At 65.4% G+C, this 23,626-nt stretch carries 15 protein-coding genes; 9 read left to right on the plus strand and 6 right to left on the minus strand.

What is annotated here, in order from left to right; all coding sequences use genetic code 11:
- Positions 1 to 110: 110 nt before the first annotated feature.
- Positions 111 to 527, minus strand: a complete 417-nt coding sequence (locus tag F6X53_RS21820; protein ID WP_151002468.1) for an NADH:ubiquinone oxidoreductase subunit NDUFA12 — start codon at positions 525 to 527, stop codon at positions 111 to 113.
- A gap of 542 nt (positions 528 to 1,069) precedes the next feature.
- Between F6X53_RS21820 and F6X53_RS21825 the strand changes: the two genes are divergently transcribed.
- The 9 genes from F6X53_RS21825 (at position 1,070) to F6X53_RS21865 (ending at position 15,979) form a co-directional block, all read left to right on the plus strand.
- Positions 1,070 to 4,795: a vitamin B12-dependent ribonucleotide reductase gene (locus F6X53_RS21825; RefSeq protein WP_151002469.1), complete on the plus strand. Its 3,726-nt coding sequence runs from the start codon at positions 1,070 to 1,072 to the stop codon at positions 4,793 to 4,795.
- Between the two features lie 360 nt (positions 4,796 to 5,155).
- Positions 5,156 to 6,121, plus strand: a complete 966-nt coding sequence (locus F6X53_RS21830; RefSeq protein WP_151002470.1) for a CBASS oligonucleotide cyclase — start codon at positions 5,156 to 5,158, stop codon at positions 6,119 to 6,121.
- A gap of 9 nt (positions 6,122 to 6,130) precedes the next feature.
- The gene (locus F6X53_RS21835) at positions 6,131 to 6,655 is read left to right on the plus strand and encodes an HORMA-1 domain-containing protein (protein ID WP_151002471.1); all 525 of its coding nucleotides are present in this window, start codon (positions 6,131 to 6,133) and stop codon (positions 6,653 to 6,655) included.
- On the plus strand, positions 6,655 to 7,593 hold the full coding sequence (locus F6X53_RS21840; protein WP_151002472.1) for an AAA family ATPase: 939 nt from the start codon (positions 6,655 to 6,657) through the stop codon (positions 7,591 to 7,593). The genes F6X53_RS21835 and F6X53_RS21840 overlap by 1 nt, the downstream gene beginning before the upstream one ends.
- Before the next feature lie 15 nt (positions 7,594 to 7,608).
- Positions 7,609 to 9,147 (plus strand): SAVED domain-containing protein, encoded by a 1,539-nt coding sequence (locus F6X53_RS21845; RefSeq protein ID WP_151002473.1) that lies wholly within the window; start codon positions 7,609 to 7,611, stop codon positions 9,145 to 9,147.
- A gap of 771 nt (positions 9,148 to 9,918) precedes the next feature.
- Complete coding sequence (locus tag F6X53_RS21850; RefSeq protein WP_151002474.1) at positions 9,919 to 10,656, plus strand: TnsA endonuclease N-terminal domain-containing protein; 738 nt, start codon at positions 9,919 to 9,921, stop codon at positions 10,654 to 10,656.
- The gene (locus tag F6X53_RS21855) at positions 10,656 to 12,890 is read left to right on the plus strand and encodes a DDE-type integrase/transposase/recombinase (RefSeq protein WP_151002475.1); all 2,235 of its coding nucleotides are present in this window, start codon (positions 10,656 to 10,658) and stop codon (positions 12,888 to 12,890) included. The genes F6X53_RS21850 and F6X53_RS21855 overlap by 1 nt, the downstream gene beginning before the upstream one ends.
- Positions 12,891 to 12,896: 6 nt before the next feature.
- The gene (locus F6X53_RS21860) at positions 12,897 to 13,988 is read left to right on the plus strand and encodes an ATP-binding protein (protein WP_151002476.1); all 1,092 of its coding nucleotides are present in this window, start codon (positions 12,897 to 12,899) and stop codon (positions 13,986 to 13,988) included.
- Positions 13,985 to 15,979, plus strand: a complete 1,995-nt coding sequence (locus F6X53_RS21865; RefSeq protein ID WP_191970938.1) for a TniQ family protein — start codon at positions 13,985 to 13,987, stop codon at positions 15,977 to 15,979. The genes F6X53_RS21860 and F6X53_RS21865 overlap by 4 nt, the downstream gene beginning before the upstream one ends.
- A gap of 21 nt (positions 15,980 to 16,000) precedes the next feature.
- Here the strand turns inward: F6X53_RS21865 and F6X53_RS21870 are convergent, their stop codons facing one another.
- The 5 genes from F6X53_RS21870 to F6X53_RS21890 all read right to left on the minus strand — a co-directional run bounded on the left by F6X53_RS21870 (position 16,001) and on the right by F6X53_RS21890 (position 23,617).
- Entirely contained in the window at positions 16,001 to 16,321 is a 321-nt protein-coding gene (locus tag F6X53_RS21870; protein ID WP_151002478.1) for a hypothetical protein, read from the minus strand.
- A gap of 67 nt (positions 16,322 to 16,388) precedes the next feature.
- Entirely contained in the window at positions 16,389 to 17,288 is a 900-nt protein-coding gene (locus tag F6X53_RS21875) for a hypothetical protein (RefSeq protein ID WP_151002479.1), read from the minus strand.
- A gap of 346 nt (positions 17,289 to 17,634) precedes the next feature.
- Positions 17,635 to 17,940: an ArsR/SmtB family transcription factor gene (locus F6X53_RS21880; protein WP_151002480.1), complete on the minus strand. Its 306-nt coding sequence runs from the start codon at positions 17,938 to 17,940 to the stop codon at positions 17,635 to 17,637.
- Positions 17,941 to 18,006: 66 nt separating this feature from the next.
- On the minus strand, positions 18,007 to 20,151 hold the full coding sequence (locus F6X53_RS21885) for an ATP-binding protein (protein ID WP_151002481.1): 2,145 nt from the start codon (positions 20,149 to 20,151) through the stop codon (positions 18,007 to 18,009).
- 100 nt (positions 20,152 to 20,251) lie between these two features.
- Positions 20,252 to 23,617, minus strand: coding sequence for a PAS domain-containing protein (locus F6X53_RS21890; RefSeq protein ID WP_280526053.1), 3,366 nt, complete (start codon positions 23,615 to 23,617; stop codon positions 20,252 to 20,254).
- Between the last annotated feature and the right edge of the window lie 9 nt (positions 23,618 to 23,626).

The following is a 23,626-nucleotide window of genomic DNA, read 5'->3' on the forward strand; positions in this document are numbered from 1 at the left end:
CTCGCCCCTCTCGGTTGGACGGCGCGCGGGTGAACCGGCGCATCCGGCCTTCAATACCCGAACGGTGGTGGAATAAGGGCGATCGGCGACGCCTGGGGTGTGCCCGCGCGCTACTCGCCGGGCGTCCAGGGCACGTAGTCGCCGGTCGCGGCCGGGCGCTGGCCCCAGGAGAGCTGCGATCCCTTCGGCCGGTAGGCGGCCGCGGTTCCGGTCAGGTTCTCGACATGGGGCTTCTGCCACTCGCGCGGCGTGTAGCTCTCCTCGCTCGGAGGCACCTCGACGGCATGGCAGAGCCAGCCGCGCCAGCCCGGCGGCACCTTCGAGGCGTCGGCGTAGCCGTTGTAGATCACCCAGCGCCGCTCGGAACCCACCGAGCGGTCGATCAGCGGCCCCTGGGCCCGATAGTACTTGTTCCCGAGCTCGTCGGTCCCGACGAACTGGCCGCGCCGCGCCGTGAGCAGGGCGAGCGACATGGTCTGCCCGTTCCACCAGGTGAAGATGCGAAGCAGCGTGTCCTTGAGAGCCATCGGCTTCCTCTCGTCTCGCGCGGAGCCTGGATCACGGCTCGGCGCGCGCCCGCGTTATGCGGAGCGGGTCCGCGCAAGTCCAGCCGGAAGTCGGAGCATCCGCGATCGGTGTCAGGCCTCGGGGTGTCGCATTTCCGGCACGGCCGACGCCCGATGCGAGGCCGCCCTGCGGAGCTGCGCGCGAGCCGGGCTTGCGCATGTGGATGCAAAAAATATCCGCCCGGATTCCGCGTGGCCGAAAGCGCACTTAGCGCCCGGCCCGAACTATCCACAACTTTCAGTTCGCCGACACAACATGTAGCGCGGAACATGCCCGCCAGCTACCAGTTGTTGACGTAGGGACGCCCTGAGCATTAAGGTTCAGGTCATGGTTCGGGATGGGCTGCCGGTCTGGCCGGCCCCCTCGCTCACGTCTCATCGTAATGTTCCGTCGGCCTGCCACGCATCGCGGATGCGGTCGGAGTCGACACCCAAATCTGGGCCCGTCTCCTGTGCCGCGTCGCAGGCCGAGCCCCCGTGTCTCGTCGGAAGAGGTCGGTTTCATGCGGTTCGAGCGGCGTTACACCACAGCCGGGCAATCCCCCTACGCGACCATCCCGTTCCGCAAAGCGTTGAGCGAGATCCGCAATCCCGACGGTTCCGTGGTGTTCAGGCTCGAAGGCATCAACGTGCCCGAGAGCTGGAGCCAGGTGGCGAGCGACGTGCTGGCCCAGAAGTATTTCCGCAAGGCGGGCGTGCCGGCGCGCCTCCGGAAGGTCGAGGAGAACGACGTTCCGAGCTTCCTCTGGCGTTCGGTCGCCGACGAGGCGGCGCTCGCCGAGCTTCCCGAGGATGAGCGCACCGGATCCGAGACCTCGGCGACCCAGGTCTTCGATCGGCTCGCCGGCTGCTGGACCTATTGGGGCTGGAAGGGCGGCTACTTCACCTCCGAGGAGGATGCGAGCGCGTTCCTGGACGAGTTGCGCTTCATGCTGGCCCGCCAGATGGTGGCGCCGAATTCGCCGCAATGGTTCAACACCGGTCTGCACTGGGCCTACGGCATCGATGGCCCGAGCCAGGGCCATTATTACTGCGATTACCGCACGGGCGAGCTCACGAAGTCGGCCACCGCCTACGAGCACCCGCAGCCCCATGCCTGCTTCATCCAGTCCGTGCAGGACGACCTCGTCAACGAGGGCGGCATCATGGACCTGTGGGTGCGGGAAGCCCGCCTGTTCAAGTACGGCTCGGGCACCGGCTCGAACTTCTCGCTGCTACGCGGCGAGAATGAGAAGCTCGGCGGCGGCGGCAAGTCGTCGGGCCTGATGAGCTTCCTGCGCATCGGCGACCGGGCGGCCGGCGCCATCAAGTCCGGCGGCACCACGCGCCGCGCCGCCAAGATGGTCATCGTCGACATCGACCACCCCGATATCGAGCAGTACATCGACTGGAAGGTGAAGGAGGAGCAGAAGGTCGCCGCCCTGGTGACCGGGTCCAAGGTGGTCTCCCGGCACCTCCAGGCCGTCATGAGGGCCTGCACCCAGTGCGAGGCCGAGGGCGACGCCTGCTTCGACCCCGAGCGCAACCCCGCCCTCAAGCGCGAGGTGAAGGCTGCCCGCAAGGCGATGGTGCCGGACGCCTATATCAAGCGCGTGATGCAGTTCGCCCGCCAGGGCTTCACCAAGATCGAGTTCCCGATCTACGACACCGACTGGGATTCGGAGGCCTACCTCACGGTCTCGGGCCAGAACTCCAACAACTCGGTCTCGCTCACGGACGATTTTCTGCGCGCCGTCGAGGCGGATGAAGATTGGAGCCTCACGGCCCGCACCACCGGCAAGGTGACGAAGACCCTGAAAGCCCGCGACCTCTGGGAGAAGATCGGCGAGGCGGCCTGGGCCTCGGCCGATCCGGGCCTGCACTTCAACACCACGATGAACGATTGGCACACCTGCCCGGCGGGCGGCCGGATCCGGGCATCGAACCCGTGCTCCGAGTACATGTTCCTCGACGACACCGCCTGCAACCTGGCCTCGGCCAACCTGCTGACGATGTATGACCGCGAGGCCAAGCACTTCGACGTCGCGGCCTTCGAGCACCTGAACCGTCTCTGGACGGTGGTGCTCGAGATCTCCGTGATGATGGCGCAGTTTCCCTCGAAGGAGATCGCCGAGCTCTCCTACCGCTATCGGACGCTCGGTCTCGGCTATGCCAATATCGGCGGCCTGCTGATGACCATGGGCCTGCCCTACGACTCGGTTCAGGGCCGCGCCTTGGCGGGCGCGCTGACGGCGATCATGACCGGCGTCGCCTACGCGACCTCTGCCGAGATGGCCTCGGAACTCGGCACCTTCCCGGAATATCCGGAGAATGCCGACGCGATGCTCCGGGTCATCCGCAATCACCGCCGGGCCGCCCACGGCGTCGCGGAGGATTACGAGTTCCTCAGCATCAACCCCGTGCCGCTCGATCACGCCAACATCCCCCAGGCCGACATCGCCGAGCGCGCCAAGCACGCCTGGGACCGGGCGCTGGCGCTCGGAGAGGAGCACGGCTTCCGCAACGCGCAGGCGACCGTGATCGCGCCGACCGGCACGATCGGTCTCGTGATGGATTGCGACACGACCGGCATCGAGCCGGATTTCGCCTTGGTGAAGTTCAAGAAGCTCGCCGGCGGCGGCTACTTCAAGATCATCAACCGGGCCGTGCCGGACGCGCTGCACGCCCTCGGCTATCGCCCTTCCGAGATCGCGGAGATCGAGGCCTACGCGGTGGGCCACGGCTCGATGGGCCAGGCACCGGCGGTGAATCCCGGCACGCTCCGGGCCAAAGGCTTCACCGACGAGAAGATCGCGGTGGTGGAGGCCGGGCTGAAATCGGCCTTCGACATCAAATTCGTGTTCAACCGCTGGACGCTCGGCGACGACTTCCTGCGCGACGTTCTCAAGGTCACGCCCGAAAAGATTGCCGATCCGGCCTTCGACCTGCTGAGCTTCCTCGGCTTCAGCCGCAAGGAGGTCGAGGCGGCCAACACCCATATCTGCGGGGCGATGACCCTCGAGGGCGCGCCGTTCCTCAAGACCGAGCATTATGCGGTGTTCGACTGCGCCAATCCGTGCGGGCGCATCGGCAAGCGCTACCTCTCGGTCGAGAGCCACATCCGCATGATGGCAGCAGCCCAGCCCTTCGTCTCGGGCGCCATCTCGAAGACCATCAACATGCCGAACGACGCTACCGTCGAGGATTGCAAGGACGCCTACAAGCTGTCCTGGACCCTCGCGCTCAAGGCGAATGCCCTCTACCGGGACGGATCGAAGCTGTCGCAGCCGCTCAACTCGGCCCTGATCGCCGACGAGGACGACGAGGCCGAGGATGCGGTCGAGGCCCTGATCCAGGCGCCCGCCGCGGCCCGGGCCACGCAGATGGCCGAGAAGATCGTGGAGCGGGTGATCGAGCGCGTCGAGCGCATCCGCTCGCGCGAGAAGCTGCCCCATCGCCGGAAGGGCTACACCCAGAAGGCGGTCGTCGGCGGGCACAAGGTCTATCTGCGCACCGGCGAATACGATGACGGGCGCCTCGGCGAGATCTTCATCGACATGCACAAGGAGGGCGCGGCCTTCCGGAGCCTGATGAACAACTTCGCCATCGCAATCTCGCTCGGCCTGCAATACGGCGTGCCGCTCGAGGAATATGTCGAGGCCTTCACCTTCACCCGCTTCGAGCCGGCGGGCTTCGTGCAGGGCAACGACGCGATCAAGAACGCGACCTCGATCCTCGACTACGTCTTCCGCGAGCTGGCGATCTCGTATCTCGCCCGCATGGACCTCGCCCATGTCGATCCCTCCGAGATCGGCAACACGGTGCTGGGCGGCGGCGTCGGGCAGGACAAGCGCGACGACGACAAGACGAGCCCGGTCGTGGCGAACGTGGTCTCCCGCGGTCTCCTACGCGGCTCGGCCGACCGCCTCACCCTGATCCAGGGCGGCCCGGGCAGTGCGACGACGGGCGTCGGGTCCGTGGCGACCGGTCAGACCATGCCCGCCAGCGCGGTGGTGCACGCCATGCGGGGCGCGACCGCCCTGAAGGCCGAGGAGCATGACAGCCCGATGAGCCTGGGCTTCTCTCCACCCACCACGGAGCCCGCCTCCACGGACGCCTACCGGCGCGCCGAGGCGAAGCTCAAAGGTTACGTCGGGGAGGCCTGTCCCGAATGCGCGAACTTCACGCTCGTCCGCAACGGAACCTGCATGAAGTGCGACACCTGCGGATCCACGACCGGGTGCTCGTGAAAGTCGACGATTGGTATCCGAAGGGGCACAGTTTGTCCGTAGCCGAGCATAGTTTGTCACTTGGCGGGGGGACAGTTTGTCAAACGCCTGTTCAGCAACGCTGAATAGGCAATCGCGCTTCACTCAAACGAAGGGCGAAATACTTCCGCGCTTAGCTACGCCTTCCGTAAACAGGCCTGACCGGACCTAGACCTTCAAAGGGCGTCCCATTGTGGGGCGCCCAACTCCCTAATCGAACAAACCATGAATCCACAGCCCAGCTTGCTGAGGTGCGGCCCTGGTTGCGCCTTCTACATGCCGACGTGAGCAGAAGGCTCACAGCCAAGCTGAACGGAAACACCGATCCGAGAGACAAAGACGATGGGACGACAGCACGTCGGCCACGGTGAGATCGTGGCCTTTGCCCAAGACAGGGTTAATCTTCCGAAAGACAAGGCCGATGAATACCGAGCCCAGGCGCGGCGGCTCCGAGAGCGCCTCGAAGGATATCTGCATGAGCACCCAGACTTCACGCTCAAGAAGATGATGCTGTCTGGCAGCCTCGCAAAAGGAACGGCCCTTCGCTCGCTAAATGACATCGATGTTGCCTGCTACATCAGCGGCGCCAACGCACCCCACGACGTTCAGGCCCTCCTGAATTATTTGGCTGAGCGCTTGCGTAAAGCCTTCCCGAACTTCAGCCCGGAGCAGGTGAAGCCGCAAACCTACTCCGTCACGGTTTCGTTCCGAGGCACCGGTCTCGACGTTGACGTCGTGCCGATCCTCTACGACGGTGATCCGAATTGGTACGGCAACCTCGTCAGCCAGGACGACGGGTCGTTCCTTAAGACGAGCATCCCGCGGCACTTGGAGTTTGCTGGCAAACGGAAGCGGTGCCAGGAAAAGCACTTCGCCCAAGTTGTGCGGCTTGCGAAGTTCTGGTCCCGTCGCATGAAGCAGGAGCGGGATCGGTTCCGCTTCAAATCGTTCATGATCGAAATGGTCCTCGCTAAGCTCTGCGATGACGGCCTTGATTTCTCCGACTACCCCGAGGCCCTGCAGCACTTCTTCACGTACATCGCCCGCAGCGACTTCCGCCAGCGGATCGTGTTTAGTGACTACTATCCCGCGAACTCGGTCGGCGCGTTCTCTGACGTCGTGCAGATCATCGACCCGGTTAACCCGCAGAACAACGTCGCACGCCTCTACACGGACGCCAACGCCGACGAGATCGTCGAGGCGGCCTTAGATGCCGGCGATGCGGTCGATGCCGCGCTTGGCGCGCCCACGAAGCAACAGACCCTTGCCTATTGGCAGAAGGTCTTCGGCCCCTCCTTCCAGGCGTGAGGTCAGCGCATGTCCTACAGCTTCGCCCTGACCGAGTCCGCGAGCGAGACCTTCACGGTAACGCATGCACGCCATATGGCCGCCAAGGTCGCTACGGATCTCAAGCGGATTCAGCGCCTCTATGGGGGCATTCCGACGGACTCGACCATCGCTGACTACGAAACCGAGGTGATCGAGTTGCTGAAAGCCGGGTATCTTGGAACCGTCACCTTCGGGTTCCGTCGCGATGGCAAATGGATCGAGCCGACCCTGCGGTATACCGCCAAAGATCTCGCCGGGATGCCGTCCGGTGACGACGATCCCGGGAAAATCCGGGCGTCCGCCAACGTGTCCGGCGCGACATTCTACAACTACCTAACATACAGCTCCGCCTGGGATCGGCTTTCCGCATCAGAACAGGAAGCATTCAAGAAACGGATGCCCTTCTATCGCGGTGGCGCTCCGGAACCCAACATCGACGGCTATCTCACCAACGACCGAACCTACTCCTCGGGCGGCCGGGCCCTCGACCGTGCCAGTGTTAGGAGCTTTTGATGAGTACCAAGACTTCGCTCGACGAACTTTTCGAGCGCCGTATCACTTATCCGGATTTCGAGCCTCAAGAGCGCTTGGCGCGGTTGGTCGGCCTCGACGAGCATAAGACTCGCCTCACGAAAGTTCTTGCGCTCCTCGTAAACCCAGATGGCCTGAATTCCTGGGCCGAACGGCACCATCCCGGGGCCCGGCACCTGCTCGACGCCGTGCTGCGCCGCCCTCCTCTCGTAGTGCTGGCCGGCGACGTCGGCTCGGGGAAGACCGAACTTGCTGAAACCATCGGCGACGCAGTCGCGCGGCAGGAAGACATTGAAATCACGCTGCTTCCTCTCAGCCTGTCGACACGTGGTCAAGGCCGCGTCGGTGAGATGACCCAACTCCTCTCGTCCGCGTTCGACCACACGGTCGCAGAAGCCTCTCGCATGAAAGCCGCTAGCGGACGTGCGCGCGGTGCTGTGATCCTACTCGTCGACGAAGCCGACGCCCTCGCCCAGTCGCGCGAGGCCGCCCAGATGCATCACGAGGATCGTGCCGGCGTGAACGCATTCATCCGCGGGATTGACCGTCTCGCGAACGCTCGCCTCCCGGCCGCGGTGATCATGTGTACCAATCGATTGAGCGCGCTCGATCCCGCCGTCCGGCGTCGGGCTGCAGAAGTCCTGAGCTTCGCACGTCCGAGCGTCGAGCAGCGTCGCCATGTCCTCTCGACGCGATTGGAACCATTCGGCCTCGGCCGGACCCACTTGGAAGCACTGGTCGCAGCCACCGGTCCGCGTAACGGTAATGAGTTCGGGTTCACCTTCTCGGACCTCACGCAGAGGCTGCTGCCCTCGATTGTCCTGGACGCTTACCCGTCCAAGGCCGTCAGCGGCTCGCGCGCGGTTGAAATCGCTCGTTCTTTGACAGCGACCCCACCGTTCCGCGACAGCGCAGCCTAACAGGCGGGGTGTCAGATGACGCAGGCTGTTACCGTTCGCCGTGACGGCGACACCTTCCAAGCCCGACTGTTCTGGCGACAAGCCGCACGGCTGCTCGATCCGGAAAGCCCCATCATAAAGGTGGGTTTCGAGAATGGGCCGAAGAGCTTCGACGACATCTGGGTTGAGTACGATCCGACTAGAAGCGCCTTTGATCCTTATGGAGGGGCCAGACGCCGCGACCACATTCAGTGCAAGTGGCACGTGACGCCCGACAACTACGGCTACAGCAATCTCATCGATCCGGAATTCATCAACGCGAACGCTCGGTCGTTATTGCAGCGCGCGCTCGAAGCTCAGAGGATTTATGCTCCTGATGGTAACGGCGTCCGGTTCAAGCTTCTGACTAACTGGCGCCTTGATCGTGCTGACGCATTACGAGAGATGGTGAGTAACAGATCCGGGGCTATTCGGATCGACCGCCTCTATGGGACTGCGACGGACAACAGCAAGGCCGGCGCGATACGCAAGACTTGGCGTGAGCACCTCGACGTCACCGAGGACGAGCTTCGTATGTTGGCCCGAACTTTGGCCTTCAGCGAGGCAACCGATAACCTCGAAGACTTGCGTGAGTACCTCGATACGCTTTTCGCGTTCGTAGGCTTGCGTCGGGTCCCAGCAAATGAAAGCGCGTTCCTGTATGATGACCTCATTTACCAGTGGATGGCGCAAGGTCGGCTGGAGTTCGACAAAGAGAGTTTCCGGACCGCTTGTGCCAGGGAGGGATTGCTCGTCGATGGCACGGAGCGGCCACTAGTGTACGGCGTGAAGTCCTTCGAGCATGCGATCGACCGGCTCGAAGATCGCTGCGTCAGTGTGCTCAATCTCGTTCCTGCATTCGACGAGCGCTTCATCCGCAGCAATGCAGATTGGAACAACGTCCTCTACCCTCAACTGAAAGCGTTTCTGCTGACGGTCGCGTACGGCCAATCGGCGCTGAGGCTAGCGCTCGACGCGCATGCCACCTTGGCCTTCGCAGCCGGGTCCGTCCTGAACGTCAAGTCCGGGCGACGAGTGGAGTTAGAGCAGAGAACAGCCAACAAACGGATTTGGTCGGCGGAGGATCTGCCTCCAGACCCGACTTGGCCCAGCTTGAAGTCGAGAGTGGTTGAGATCGCTCCGGATCAGCCCGACCTAGCCGTGGCAATCGGGCTGACCCACGACATTCTCCGCGACGTGCAGCGCTACATTGAACGTGCAGTTCCGAGCATTGGATGCATACTCGCCGTAGGGCCAAGTTCAGGCCCGGGCTGGCAGTCCGTCGCTTGCGGACGGCATGCGAGCGAACTTGTGATGGCCCTTACGGCACTGATCAGGGCGGAGCGCGGCGAGGCTGCATCCTCGACTGCTCACCTCTTCGTGGCGGCCCCAAACGCATTCACGTTCTTCCTGGGCCAGCGTCAATCCGCCATGGGACGTGTCTGCTTTTACGAGTTCGACTTCGAGGGAGGTCGCGACAGATCCTACATTCCAGCTCTTACGTTACCGGTTGCTAATCTGAAGTCAGGAGCCTGACCGCTTTGCCTGACCGATTGGCATCGGACCGGGCTGATTGAGAGGATCAGCCTGGACGAGAGAAGTTGGGGATGAAGTCGAGGACAGAGACCGAGCGCGGAGCAGGGGGTGCTGACGCTGCGCCATATCGGGGTGCAGGCGGCGCACTGAGGTTAAATGTCTCTGCGCGCCGCACTCGTTAACGATGTTTAACCTCCCTGGTAGCCCGCACCAGCTGAGTTCGATAAAATAGCCGCTCTCACAAACAAGCTGACTCCGGCCGTGTCGCTGCCTCGCGCAGCGCAAGCAGACCCCGCATCGTGATGGGCTGAGCCGTTTTCGAAGCTTCCGCGACGACTGGACGCAGGAGCGTGGGCTCCTTGTTAAGTCCGAGAACGCGATATTCGCCCGATTCGCTGCGATGCAGCAAAATCAACCCAGACCAGCCAAACAGCTGTAATCCTTACACTTCCTGGGCGCGCTGAGCGTTCAGGCGCAAGTGGTTCGAGGCGCTAGCGAATATAGCTTGTGCGGGGCGCGCTAATTTGGTCGGTTTAGGCGAACCCGAAGTTCGGAAGGACCGATGAACCAATCCTGCCGCTGATACGGAAAGGACGCCCCGAGCCGGCCAGCTCAAAGCGTCCCCTTGTCCGTCGGCCATCCGCCTTGCCCACGAAGCTAACCGGATGACCACCCCAACGCATCCCAAGAAATGAGCAGCGTCAGCGACGGGCTGATCCTGCACGCCTGCGGCATGCGCCGCAAGCCTCACCCCAAGGATCGCCGGTCGCTTTGCCGCCGGTTGCCGCCCAGAAAGGCAAACAAGGCTTGTCCACGCCGCCCCCCCTCCCCTCTCCGGAGCCGACGCCGTGCTGGCGTCCGCCCGCGCCCTCTCGCGCGACGCGCAAGATCAGCCGGCGTTCGAACCGGTCCGCGCGCGTAACAATCGTCACCACGACGAACCCGCGCCTGATCCGTTGCGAAAGCAACCTGGAGGCGAAAGCCGCCTACATGCTCTTGGCGCGGCCGGACGTCGTTGACGTGACGGAACAACCCGAGGCGGTTGCGTACCTTGACGAGCAGGATCGCAGGCGCCTGCACACCTTCGACTTCCTGGTCACTCGCGCGGACGGCACTCGCATTGCCATCGCGGTGAAGCCGGCGAAGACCGCCACCCGCCGGGGGCTTCTGCGCCTTCTAAGGCGGATCGCTGCCCAGATGTCCCCGGACTTCGCCGACGCCGTTCTTCTGCTGACCGAGGAGCAGCTTCCGGGCCCCCTCGTGCGCAACGCCATGATGATCCATGGGGCTCGGCGCGGGCGCTGTGAGAAGCACGACGCCCAGGTCGCAGCGCTGGTCCGCACGCTGAACGGTCGCGTAAAAGTTGGTACCCTTGTCGAAGTGCTCGGCCTTGGCGGTGAAGGCTACCGTGCGATCCTCCGGGCATTGGGCGACGGTCTCCTTAGCCTCGTAGGCCGGCGCTCCGTGGAATACGACAGTTGGCTCATGCCAGCGGGAGCGGTCGCGTAATGCAGGCCGTCACCGCCTGCACCAAGGTCCTGTTCGACCCCCGCGACAGGATCGGCATCCGTCGCGTCCAGTATCGCTGCATCGAGTCTGACGACACCGGTCACATCTTCGCGCGGGTCGAGGATGCGCGACTGAAGGAAGCCTTCACGCACCAACAGATCGCCGTTGCCCAGGACGAACCCGATTACCGTTACGACCGACTCTGGTTCTCGCAGTCTAAGGCGAAGGCGCTCTTACACAGCGATGTGGTGCGCCTGTTCGACATCCCGGATCGCGAACGTCCGAAGGTGATGTGGAAATGGGAGTTCTGCAAACTGTTCCTGCAGCTTGAGAAGCACGGGTGTTTTACGCGCAGTCCGACCGACATGGACGATGCCGCTGTCGAGATCAACAAGACGGTGTCGAAGCTCGACTGCGCGCGGGTTGCCCCGCAGCGTAAGTCGCCCAAGGCCCTGCCGCCAAAGCCCGACGCTAAGCCGCGAAAGCCGCGGGCGGGGATGGGCGAGTTCATCCGTAATCCGCCGTGCGGGCGGCAGCTCCTGCGTTGGGTCTTAAAATTCGAGGAAGGCGAGCACGACCCTACGATACTGCGGGACGGGTACCGCTGGTCCGGCAACTTCGGGCTGAAGCTCGCGGTCGAGGCGTATGACCTGATGGTCAAGAGGGCGGTCGAATATGCTGGCGAGAACGCCCCACCCAAGTCCAGCCTGTACGACCTGCTCAAGGCTGACATCGAGGCCCTGAACACTGGTCGGGCGTCCAAGGACCTGCCGGTTGTCGCCTGTCCGTCGCGCGTCCGGTTCGACGAGGAGGTCGATGCACTCGACCCATTCCTCGTCGACATCGGCCGAAAGACTCTGGAGAGCGCCAGGCGCAAGGCGGTCATGGTCGGTGAGGGCTTTGTCGTCGATAGGATCGGCCTGCGGGTCGAGCTCGATGAATGGGAAGTCCCGCTGATGAAGCTGCTCGTGAAAGCGAGTATCTGGGAAACGTTGTCGAAGAAACTCCGCAAGAAGATCGAGCGGAGCCGTTGGTGGCTGAGCATCGCGGTCGACTGCGCGAGCCGCGTCATCCTCGGGATGCGGCTGACGCAATCACCGCACGCCGATGGCGCCTTGACGACTTTGCACATGTGCTTCGTCGACAAGAAGCCGTTCGCGGACGCCGTGGGTGCGCTCACCCCCTGGGACATGCGGACGGGCATCCTTGAGCTCGCGACGGACACAGGGGCAAGCTACTACTCCGACGTCTTCCGTGCCGCCGTGTCGGACACGGGCGCAACCTTCAACAACCCGCCGACGGGGCTACCTTGGCTGCGCCCGTTCGTTGAGCGGTTGTTCGGCTCGGTACACACGCGGCTCGTGTCGCGGTTCACGGGCCGGACCTTCGAGAACGTCGTGGCCAAGGGCGACTACGAACCCGAGTTGAGGGCCAGCCTCAACCCTGAAGAGTTCGCCTGGGCGGTGGTCCGGTACGTCGTCGACGAGTACCATAACCGGCGCCACGAGGGACTAGGCGGGCGGACGCCCCGCAATGCGTGGGCGGAGATGGCCGGCGCTTACGGGACTATCCCGGTGCCTGACCCTCACACGCTCAGGTGCAGCTTCGGTATCCCGCTGACACGCAAGGTCACGTCCGAAGGTCTGCGGGTGCTCGGAGTTCACTACCAGAGCGAGGAAATACAGCAGGCCCTGCGGGACGGGGTCGAGGAGATCAAGCTGCGCATCAACCCGCTGGACCTCGGGCGCGCCTCGGTTTGGGTCAACGGCGCTTGGCGCGAGGCGAAGTGCCGCCGGCGAGGTCTCGTCGGCGTGAGCCTTGAGACTTGGATTGCGACAGCAATGGACCTGCGCCGCCGTTACGCCAACGCGGCCCGTATGAGCGAGCCGGTCGTGCTGGCGTCGATCAGGGCCATCGAGCAGATGAACAAGGCGGCGATTGCGCGGGCCGGCATCGGGGCGATCATCCCGTCCACGGAGACGGTGGAACGGGCCGAGGCCGACCTTACCCTCGGGTTCGTGTTGCCAGACGACGATGACGAGGAACCGTCGTCGCAGCACGGCGCGCCTGCCGACCTGTTCGCCGGGGTCATTCCCGTGGGCGGGCAGGCGCCGGACATGTCGGAACCAGCACCGACATCCCGCCCAAGGACGAGTAACCCGCGGCCAGTAAGTCCGCTGCCGCCCGATCCACCCGTCGACGAGGATGCCAGCGACGACTTCGAGATCGAGTGAGGTGACATGACGACCCAGAATGAAAGCCTTGCCGCGGCGAACCTTTCCAGACTCCGCGACAGCCTGGGGAGCGCCGCCCTCGACCGAGTCAGGACGATGGAGTTGATCAAGCGGAAGCGCTTGAAAACAAGCAGGGACGAGGATCTGCGCGACCGAACAGGCGAACTGCTCGAAGGGCTCGTCACCCGCTTCGATCCGGAGTTGGCCGGGGATGCCGATAACCGGATCGAGGCCCGGGCCCTGCTCGTTCTCGGGGAGACCGGTGCGGGGAAGAGCTGGACGCTGCGACGCTTCTTCGCCGAGCATCCGTCTTTCCCAGGCTACGGGCGGCTGAAGAGCGACTGCCCGCTGATCACTGTGTCCGTGAAGCCGCCCTGTACCTTTCTCGCCCTCGGGCGCCAGGTCGCTGCCCGTACAGGTTATCCCATCGAAGGAAAGCTTGAGGCGCACGCGATCTGGGACCGCGTTTATCAAAGGCTGCAGTTCCGCGGGATCTTCGGCGTGCATTTCGACGAGTTGCACAATTTCGTCCGCACGGCCAACAAGAACGACCGCCAGGAGGTCCAGAACATCATCAAGACGCTGATGAACATGACCGATTGGCCGGTCTTCGTCGTTGTGTCGGGGCTGCCGATGCTGAAGGAGTTCGTGGAAGAGGCATGCGAGGACCGGCGACGCCTGAGGGTGGTCCATTTCGCACGGCTGGCGTCCCCGGACGACAACGCGAAGATCAAGGCGGTGCTCCGGGCATTGGCCACCGTCGCTAATCTCACCTTGTCCAAGGAGACGGTCGACTTCATCGTACCTCGGTTGATGCACGCAGCCCTGTACGCCCTCGGTACGTGCATGGAGCTGATGCACGAGGCCATCGACGGAGTCCTGCGCAAGGGTAAGCGCGAACTCGACGCCATCGCCTTTGCGAACGCCTACGCCGCCCGAACGGCATGCCACGCAGCCGCCAACCCGTTCCTCGTAGGCAATTGGTCCAGCCTCGATTGCTCGAAAGTCCTGATGCGCGATGCGGATACCAGCATCGTACGGACAGGGGCGGACCCCGTCGGGGTTGCCGCGGCTTCGCCGGGAGGGACGTCGCGTTGAGCCTGCACCCAGCCGTCGAATTCGGGGCTGGCGAGACACCCCCGAGCTTCGCTTCGCGTCTCGCGTGCCGCAGCGGCGTCCCAAACGCCCGCGTGTTCTGCTCGGAAATGGGAATTGGTTTCGCGGGTATCGTGGCGGGCCGCGAACCAGCGCTGGCTTCGCTCGCGAGGCTGGTGGAGATGGACGTGCGCCTCCTCCGCGACCAAGCCATCGTGGCGGCGGAACCGGGATACCGGCTACGCGGCCAAGACCTCGCCCGTCACTCGCTCGCGCGCACCCGCGTCCGCATATGCCCGCTCTGCCTGGCGGAGGACATCCAACGGTCCTCCCATCCTCCCGCGTCCTCGGCTTACGGTCGCGCCACTTGGTGCGTAGCGCATCTCCGCACCTGCGACGTTCACGCGGTTGCGCTTCTCGAACTCGATCCGCCCCTCGGTCGGGCGACGGCCAACGATTTCGCGGCGGTCGCCGCCCGCCATATCGATGGCCTTGGAGCCATGGCGGACGCTGCCCAGCGGCGGGAGGTCTCCGGCCTGGAGAGGTACCTGTTGGCGCGCCTCAACGGCGAGGCGACGTCGGCGCCCTGGCTCGACGAGATGCCGTTCCACGCTGCGGCAAAGGTCTGCGAGATGATCGGGGCGGTGGCGACCTACGGCCGCCGAGCGAACCTGAACCGGCTCGGCGAGGACGATTGGCACGTCGCCGGGGCGCGCGGTTACGCCATCGCCTCAGGCGGCCCGTCCGTGGTCGACAGGTTCCTGACCGACCTGCGGCTCTCGCACAAGGAGGGCTGGCTGGTCGCGAATGGTCCGACCGCCTGGTTCGGTCGCCTTTATCAGTGGCTGGCGCACTACAACGAGAACCCTGCTTACGACGGACTCCGCCAAGTGGTCTCCGACAATTTGATCGGGAACGTGCCGCTGGCCCCGGGTGAGCGGCTGTTCGGCAAAGCGGTCACCGTGCGGAAGCTCCATTCCCTGCGCACGGCCTACCTGGAGACGGGCCTTCACCCCACCCGATTGCGGAAGGTGCTGAGTTTCACCGGGCACATCGCGCCCGACCACTCCGCCCTCTCAGACCATGCGGTCGTCTTCGACGCGGCCGCGACCGCCGGGCTTCTGGGGCGGTTGTCGACGGCGCTGACCTTCCTTGAGCTCGGACCCTATCTCAACACCAACCGCGTTCAGGCGAAGCTGCTCGTGGAAGCCGGCTTCATCAAACCTGTCGTCGACGGGGCGGACGAGGAGGTCGGCTGGCGATGTTACGCGCGGGAAGATGCCGACGCGTTCCTCGACGCCCTGAACGCGAAGGCGGAAAGTGTCGAGCTCATACCCGAAGGGGCCGCATGCATCCTGGACGCCGCCAAGCGGGCCTGCTGCCATTCCCGGGAGATCGTGAGCTTGATCCTGGGCGGCCAGCTCGCCTGGGTCGGCCGTCAACGGGCAGAACGCGGATACGACGCAATCCTCGTTCAGGTCGGCGAAGTGCGCAGGCACGTCCGCGGCCGTGACCTCGACGGCATACCGCTGAGCGCGGCCTATAAAGTGCTCCGAACGAATTGGAGGGTTCTGAATGCCTTGGTGGACAACGGCATTATCGCCACGTCGATCCAGCGTCACCCTGTGAACCGGGCGCCGCTGGCGGTCGTCTCGCACGAGGAACTCCGACGGTTCCAGGATACCTACGTCTCGCTGGTGGCCTTCGCCGAGGAGCTCGGCGTCCACCACCTCAAGCTCAAGCGGGCATTGGCGGAACGGGGCGTTCATCCTGAACTGGCGCCGGACCGTTTCCACGCCAGCTTCTATCGGCGGGAGCTAGTGACGGGGTTGGCGGCGGACCCCGAACGGTTGGGGCGAAACCGGATCAGCCGTGGCCCGTCGAGGTCGAGGCATCCCGGCCGCCTTGAACATCCGACCCCGTCCGCAAGGGCGCGTTCCTGCCCGGAAGTCTCGTCGCCGGCGAAGCGGGGCTGTCGTCCCGGCTCCCGATGATGGAAACGGTCACCGGACGCCTCACCAGCGGTCGACGCCGTCTTCGTCGTGGTATGCTCGCGCCGGATTGAGGCCGGACGCGAGACGGCTCAGGTCGCCGTCTCCATCGAGATCATCGAACCCGCAGTCAATCAGGCTCGCCGACGCGAAGGCCTCCTCCGCTCCCAGGGCGTCGTCCGCGTCGTCGATCCCGCGGAGGAGCGCTTCGAGTTCCCGGTGGTCGCGCGGGCGGATGCGCCGCCGGTGGTCCCCGGATGCACCGCGGGCACGCCTCGTGGCGAGGGGCGCCCGTCCGGGCTTGTCGGCGGCGGTCAAAGCGAGCGTAGACTTGCGGATTGCCATCTGACATCACTCCTTGGATCTTGCTGAAGACGGTCGTTTTCGCCGCCACTATGCGGCGCCGCGGCAATCAGGCGGGGTTGCTTCTGCGGACGGTGGCGGTCCGGTGAACCAGCTGGCGCGCCCGGTCCCGGGGCGGGCATGAGGGACGGATCTCGCGCCGTTGCGCCGACGGCAGCCGGGTCGGCCGGTCCGGCTCGACGTCACCATGCTCCAGGCTCTCGAAGACGCTGGCGAGCCCGATGAGGCGGTCACTGATTTCCCGGTCGCGCGGCAGGATGCGGGAACTCATCAGTTGGGTGAGGGTCGCGGCCTCGATGCGCCGGGCGCTTGGCTCTGCGGCGGCCGCCAGGGCGAGTGCGGCGAGGAGGATGCCGATGCGCCGGTGCTCGGCATTCGGCGAGCCCGTGCATTGGGAACCCTCGTGCCTCCTGTCGAAACGCGGCATCATGACCGGCAAGGCCCGGGCGGCAAACGGGAGCGCGGGCCCTTGGGAGGACATCAGCATCGCTTGCGTTCGGAGGACCGTCTGGGAGGAGTAGGCCAGGAACCACGGGACCGCGGTCGCGGCTGGTGCGTCCCGTGCGTTCAAGTCCAGCGCGAGCCCGTGGGACTTCGCCGGTTCGGGCTCGAAGCGGGCGGAACGCAGGGCACGGGCCGCAGCGGGGTGATCGCGCCCGACCACGATGGCGACATCAAGCCTGGCCGTCACCGTGCCGTCGCGCAAGGACGCCAGGGGTAGGACCGCGACGGTATCGGCGCCTCCCCGGGCGTCGTCGAGCAGCCTGCACAGACCCGCCACGTCGGTCCAGGCAACATCGACAGCGAGGCCGTCCCGAGCGCCCAGTTGGTGGGGCGGCAGCGTCGACCCGACGGCCACCGGCGCGCCAAGTTCCGCGAGGCCGCTCGCAATCATGAGGGCGCTTTCCATGCCCCCGACGTCATCCGAGAAAACACCCAGCCGCATCATCGTCTCAGCCCTTCCCGCGGTTGATTCCGTATTTCGAGAACTATCGAATTATATGGCGGGTCTAAGACCTTGTCGATCCGGGCTTGCTGGCAAAGCGCTGGAAAGGACAGACTTGGTTACGAAATCCCTGGTGTTCTCGTTCTAAGGGTCTGATGTCGCGCAATTCGCGGTACTAGTACCCTTCCGCCTCGCAGCATAGGGAGCAGAGGGTGAGCCGTCGCAAGGCACCAAGACTTGCGCCTCACTTCAAAAACTCGTTGCGAGAGCAATTAATCTCGTTGGGCGCGGCGGCGAAGGCGGTCATCGCGTTGGTAGATGCACTTCCTTCCCGACGGAACGCGCGAATTCAGGCGTCGACGCCTTGACCGACACCGCCGTGAGTTGCGGCCAAGTAGCTCACGAGCGCCTGCAGCGCGGGATGGATGGCGCGGCAAATCAAAGTAGTACCCCGCCGCTCCTGCGAAGCGAGGCCCGCCTCCATGAGGCGATGCAGATGATGGGATAAGGTCGAGGCACTCCGGATCCCAGCCTCATCTTGGAGGGATCGGACCGGCATCCCCGACGCCCCTGCACGAACGAGGATGAGGTAGACCTCCAGACGTGTCGGGCTGCCGAGGGCCTCGAATTGCTTGGCGGCGAGTTCGACGTTCATCGACGGCACATTCGCAGTGCCGGCGGTCCGGTCAAGATCCGGCCTCCAAATAGCGCCCCCGACTGCTTAGGCCGAAAGGCGTGACTTCTTGCGTCCTGATATTGCCTTCATGGCGCGTGCGACTTGCTCGGCCGAGTACGGCTTGCGCACGAGCTCGAAGCCGTGACTGTCGTCCCGGGCCAGCACGTGGCTGTAGCCGGAGGTAAGGATCACCGGTAGCTCGGGATGGAGTTCCCGTAGCCGCTTGGCAAGCTCGATCCCGCCCATGCCGGGCATGACCACGTCCGAGAACACCGCGTCGAAGCGGAAAGGCACCGCCTCGATCTCCGCGAGCGCCGCCTCGGCCGACTGCGCCAGCACGGTGCCGTAGCCGAGGTCGAGCAGGATCTGGGTGCAGAAGCGACCGACCTCGATGTTGTCCTCCACCACCAGGATGCACTGGTCCGCGCCCTCGACCTGAGGACCTTCCGGCGCCTCCTCCTTTCTCGCCGCGTTCGCTTCCGCATCCACCCGGGGCAGGTACAGCGTGAAGGTGGTGCCTCGCCCGACGACGCTCGCCACGTCGACGTCGCCGCCCGACTGCTTGGCGAAGCCGATGACCTGGCTCAAGCCCAAGCCGGTTCCCTTGCCGACCTCCTTCGTGGTGAAGAACGGCTCGAAGATCCGCTCGATCTGCTCCGCAGCGATGCCGGAGCCGGTGTCGGTGACCGCCACCGTCACGAAATGGTGCGAAGCGCCCGCATGGCCGCGGATGGCCGGCTTGGACCTGTTGCAGGCGAGGGCGATCGTGAGCGTGCCTTCGCCCTCCATGGCGTCGCGCGCGTTCACCGCAAGGTTCACCAGCGCCGTCTCGAACTGGCTAGCGTCGGCCCGCACAAAGCATGAGCTCTCGGGCAACTGCGTCAGGATGCGGATGCGTGCGCCGGTCAGGGAATCGAGCATGCTCGCCACGCCCGAGAGACGCTCGCCGGCGTCGAACACCTCCGGCTTGAGGGCCTGTCGACGGGCGAAGGCGAGCAGTTGCGCCGTCAGCTTCGCGGCCCGATCCACGGTGTCGGAGACCGCGTCCATGTAGCGGGTGCGCCGCTCCTCCGGCAGGTCGGGCCTGCGCAGGAAGTCGACCGACGAGCGGATGATCGTCAGCAGGTTGTTGAAGTCATGCGCGACGCCGCCGGTCAATTGCCCGATGGCCTCCATCTTCTGGGCCTGCACGAGCGCGTCTTGGGCCAGAGCAAGGTCGCGGGTCCGCTCGGTGACCCGCTGCTCCAGCGTATCGTTCATGCCCCGCAGCACGTCGTGGAGATGCCGGTCGGTGACGGCCCGCCGGTCGACGTTGCGCGCCAGGCGGGTGGTCAGGCCCGCGAGCCAGAGCGCCAGGACGATGACGAGGAACGCCGTCCCGGTCTCGGCCTCCAGCAGGCCGGCACGGACGGCATGAAGTTCGAGCAGGCCGAGAAGAAGCGGCGCGAGCACGGCCGCGGGTAGCAGGTGCCGCGTCAGCGCCCCGGCCTCGCCGCCGCCGAGCGCGGTCGCGATCCAAGGCAGGTTGGGTCGGCTGAGCAGCACGCCGAGCGACAAGGCACCCAAGGTCACGGCGGTGATAAGCGCCATGCGGGAGAACGGTCCGCCCTGGTGGAAGGCGCCGAGGCCGTAGGCGTAGCCGAGCCCGCCCACCGCCGCGATGACAAAGGCGCCCAGGGCTGCGAGGCTCCCGAGGTGGCGCAGGCGGCGATTGCCGGTATCCTGAAGAAGTAGGGCCGCAGCGGTTCCGAGGATGCCGGCCGCGGTGGCGAGGGCCATGCCACTGCCGGCCTCCAGCTGGCGGAACACCAGTCGTTGGACCCAATCGTCGAGGCGGAAGCTGCCGGGGATGAGGTATTGCAGCCCTCCGCCGAGGGCGAGGGCCGCGGCGGCAACGGCAAGCCACCGGCTCGCGCAGCGGCTCGTCTTCGACCTTCTCATCCGCGTGGCGAGCAGCAGCGCCGTCCCGAGCAGGAGGCAGGCGAACGCGGTCAGAGCGACCATCGGCGGCTGACCTGGAAGGAGTCTCCGCATGGCCGGCACGTCGAGCCGCCAACCGACGAGAACCGTCAGGGACGTGCCGGTTCCGAGAAGGGCGAACGCCCGCGAAATCCATCGGGCCCTGGCGGCGGCTCGTTTCGGCTTGGACGTCGTCGCGCTGGGGAGGACGGTCCGGACGGGCTCAGCCATTCCGGACCGTCCTATGAGATCCCGCCGCGTGTTCGTCCATCGTCACCCAGTCCTTCGGTCGTTCGGTCGTCACCAGCCCGGCGGAAACCAACCCCATCGCCTAGCCCTGCGCGATCATCTCGCGGATGCGCACGCCGAGCGTCTCGACCACAAACGGCTTGGTCAGCACCGCCATGCCGGGTTCGAGATGCCCGTTGCCGACCACCGCGTTCTCTGCGTAGCCGGTGATGAACAGCACCTTCAGGTCGGGGCGGTTCACACGTGCGGCGTCCGCCATCTGGCGTCCGTTCATGCCGCCGGGCAGGCCGACGTCGGTGACCAGCAGGTCGATGCGCACGTCCGATTGCAGCACCTTCAGGCCCGAGGCGCTGTCGGCCGCCTCGATGGCGGTGTAGCCGAGATCCTCCAGGACCTCGGTGACTAGCATACGCACCGTGGGCTCGTCGTCGACGACCAGCACCGTCTCGCCCTGCTCGGCGCGCGGCGCCTCCGACAGGCCGGCTAGCGGGTCGGTCTCGGTTGCCCGGCCGTAGTGACGGGGCAAATAGAGGCACACCGTCGTGCCGTCGCCGACCTCAGAGTAGATCCGCACCTGCCCGCCGGACTGCTTGGCGAAGCCGTAGATCATGGAGAGGCCGAGGCCGGTACCCTGGCCGATGGGCTTCGTCGTGAAGAACGGGTCGAACGCCTTGGCGATGATGTCCGGGCTCATGCCCGTGCCGGTATCCGTCACGCAGAGCGAAAGGTACTGGCCCTCCGGGATGTCGTGCTTCTGGGAGGCCCAGCGGTCGAGCCACTTGTTCCCGGTCTCGATGGTGATGCGCCCGCCGTCCGGCATGGCGTCCCGGGCATTGATGCACAGGTTCAGAAGCGCGTTCTCAAGCTGCGGCGGGTCAACCAGCGCCGGCCAAAGTCCCGACGCGCCGACCACCTCGACCTCGACGGCCGGCCCGACCGTGCGCCGGATCAGATCCTCGATGCCGTTCACGAGTGCGTTCACGTCGGTAGGCTTGGGATCGAGCGTCTGCCGGCGCGAGAAGGCGAGCAGGCGGTGTGTCAGGGCGGCGGCGCGCTTCGAGGCGCCCTGGGCGGCCGACATGTAGCGGTCGATGTCCTTGAGCCGGCCCTGGCTCATGCGCGTCTGCATCAGCTCCAAGGAGCCCGAGATGCCGGCCAGCAGGTTGTTGAAGTCGTGGGCAAGGCCCCCGGTCAACTGACCGACCGCCTCCATCTTCTGCGATTGCCGGAGTTGCTCCTCTGCCCGGAGCAGGGCCTCGGCCTGCTCCTTCTCTGCGGTGACGTTGCGTCCCGTGGCGTAGATGAGGTCGCCTTCCGGTGCTGCCGTCCAGGACAGCCAGCGATAGCTTCCGTCCCTGTGGCGGTACCGGTTCTCGACCCGCGCAAGTTCGGCCCCGATGGCCTCATTGAGGGCGGCGACGGTCAGGGCGACATCGTCGGGATGGATGAACTCGAAGACGGTCCGGCCGATCATCTCGTCCGGCTGCCAGCCTAGGATGCGCGTCGCCGCCAGGCTCAACGCCTGGAAGGCTCCGGTAGCGTCGATGACGACCATCAGGTCCTGGGAGACGCTCCAGGTGCGGTCGCGCTCGCGGGTTCGTTCCTCGACGCGGCGCTCCAGCGAGGCGTTCAGTTCCGCGAGTTCAGCGGCTTGCGACCGGCGCTCGTCGATGTCGGTGTTGGTACCGACCCATTGGAGGATAGCGCCGTCCGGCGACCTGACGGGCTCGGCCCGAACCAGGAACCAGCGGAAAACGCCGTCGCTGCGGCGGATGCGGAACTCGGTCTCGTAGACCGCGCCGGTCGCCAGCGAACGGGCCCAGGCCCCTCCGGCCGAAGGAAGGTCGTCGGGATGGACGATGCGGCCCCATTCCGTGGTGCCGTCCATCGAACCGGGCTGGGTCCCCGCGTAGGCATAGGCCTGCTCGTTGAACCAGTAGAGATAGCCGTCGGGCCGGGCCGCCCAGACCTGGTTCGGGATGGCCTGGGTCAGGACGCGGAACTGCTCCTCGCTGGCGCGAAGGGCCCGCTCCGAACGCAGGCGCTCCGTCGCCAGCCGGACCCGCTCGGCGACCTCGCGCATCAGCGCGACCTCTGTCTCGCCCCATGAACGAGCGACCGCATGGTTCACGTACAGGAGCGCGACCGACGAGCCGTGCTCGACCAAGGGCATGTTCACGAACGACAGGGCGCTGATGCCTTCCAAGGCAATAGCGTTGTCCCGGGTGCGCGGGTCGAGCGTCGCATCGGAAACGATGGCGGTCTCGCCTCGCTTCAAGTCCTCGACGTAGGAGCCGTAATCGCGAAAATGCAGCACGCCCGCGAGGCTCTCGATGCCTGGGGCGTTCCAGTCGCGCTGGATGGTGATGGTCTCGGCCACCTTGTCGATGACGCCGTATCCCACCCGGCTGACGCCGAGAACCGTTCCGAGAACCTCGCAGGCCGTGTAGGCGAGTTCGTCGGGGTCCTGGATGTCGCGCAACCGGTCGTTGAGTTCGAGGAGCGTCGTGCGCCGCTTCTCCTCCTCGCGACGGGCGAGATCGGTCTCGGCCCGTTTAGTCACCTCGCGCACGACGCCGATGGCCCGAACGCATCGCCCCGCCTCGTCGAAGAGGCCCCGCCCCTTGGAGGCGAGCCAGCGCACGACCTCGTCTTCATGACCGACGATGCGATACTCGACGTCCAGGGGAGCCCTCAGTACAGGGTCGATCATGGCGGCGAGCGCAGCCATCGTCGCCTCCCGATCCTCGGGGTGTAGCGTTTCCACGAAGGTGGCGAGGTTATAGGCGGCATCCGGCGAGAGGCCGAACATCGGCTTCGTCCGCGGCGACCAGATCAAGGTGCCGGTCGTGACATCGAGGTCCCAGGTCCCGATCTCGGCCGCCTCGGTGGCGAGGCGCAGGACCGTCTCGCTGAATTGCAGGCGGTCGGCGCTGGCGGCCTGTTCCGCCGTCAGGAGATCGTTCTCGCCCCTCAGGGCGGTCAACTGCCTCGTGTCGGCGGTGACATCGTACTGGCTCGCGAAGAAGTACGCGACCTCGCCCCGGGCGTCCTCGACAGGCGCCAGCAGCAGCTGGTTCCAGAAAGTGGTTCCGTCCTTGCGATAGTTCAGGATCGGCAGCTCTATGCCGCGTTGCTCAGTGACGGCGGCCCGGATGCGCGCTACGTCTCGCGGATCGGTCTCCGGTCCCTGCAGGAAGCGGCAGTTGTGGCCGAGGATCTCCTCCAAGACATAGCCGGTCAGGCGGCAGAATGCGCCGTTGGCGAAGATGATCGGATTGTCGTCCTGCCGGGGGTCCGTGATGATCATCGGCATGCGCGTGGCACGCACGGCCGCCGCGAACGGATCGGTGAGCCCGTCTCCACCGGCGACCTCCGAGAGGATGCGATGGGTATCGCGTCGAACGGTGTCCGCCCTGGCCGAAGGCGTCGTATCTGGTGGGGAGATGCTGTTCAC

Source organism: Methylobacterium soli (genome assembly GCF_008806385.1).
GTDB classification, from domain to species: domain Bacteria; phylum Pseudomonadota; class Alphaproteobacteria; order Rhizobiales; family Beijerinckiaceae; genus Methylobacterium; species Methylobacterium soli.

What these genes read in the sequence shown, in the direction of transcription:
- F6X53_RS21875 (WP_151002479.1), bottom strand. Translation starts at nt 17,288, where the DNA reads ATGATGCGGCTGGGTGTTTTCTCGGATGACGTCGGGGGCATGGAAAGC.
- F6X53_RS21830 (WP_151002470.1), top strand. Translation starts at nt 5,156, where the DNA reads ATGGGACGACAGCACGTCGGCCACGGTGAGATCGTGGCCTTTGCCCAA.
- F6X53_RS21885 (WP_151002481.1), bottom strand. Translation starts at nt 20,151, where the DNA reads ATGGCTGAGCCCGTCCGGACCGTCCTCCCCAGCGCGACGACGTCCAAG.
- F6X53_RS21840 (WP_151002472.1), top strand. Translation starts at nt 6,655, where the DNA reads ATGAGTACCAAGACTTCGCTCGACGAACTTTTCGAGCGCCGTATCACT.
- F6X53_RS21835 (WP_151002471.1), top strand. Translation starts at nt 6,131, where the DNA reads ATGTCCTACAGCTTCGCCCTGACCGAGTCCGCGAGCGAGACCTTCACG.
- F6X53_RS21870 (WP_151002478.1), bottom strand. Translation starts at nt 16,321, where the DNA reads ATGGCAATCCGCAAGTCTACGCTCGCTTTGACCGCCGCCGACAAGCCC.
- F6X53_RS21855 (WP_151002475.1), top strand. Translation starts at nt 10,656, where the DNA reads ATGCAGGCCGTCACCGCCTGCACCAAGGTCCTGTTCGACCCCCGCGAC.
- F6X53_RS21825 (WP_151002469.1), top strand. Translation starts at nt 1,070, where the DNA reads ATGCGGTTCGAGCGGCGTTACACCACAGCCGGGCAATCCCCCTACGCG.
- F6X53_RS21860 (WP_151002476.1), top strand. Translation starts at nt 12,897, where the DNA reads ATGACGACCCAGAATGAAAGCCTTGCCGCGGCGAACCTTTCCAGACTC.
- F6X53_RS21845 (WP_151002473.1), top strand. Translation starts at nt 7,609, where the DNA reads ATGACGCAGGCTGTTACCGTTCGCCGTGACGGCGACACCTTCCAAGCC.
- F6X53_RS21880 (WP_151002480.1), bottom strand. Translation starts at nt 17,940, where the DNA reads ATGAACGTCGAACTCGCCGCCAAGCAATTCGAGGCCCTCGGCAGCCCG.
- F6X53_RS21820 (WP_151002468.1), bottom strand. Translation starts at nt 527, where the DNA reads ATGGCTCTCAAGGACACGCTGCTTCGCATCTTCACCTGGTGGAACGGG.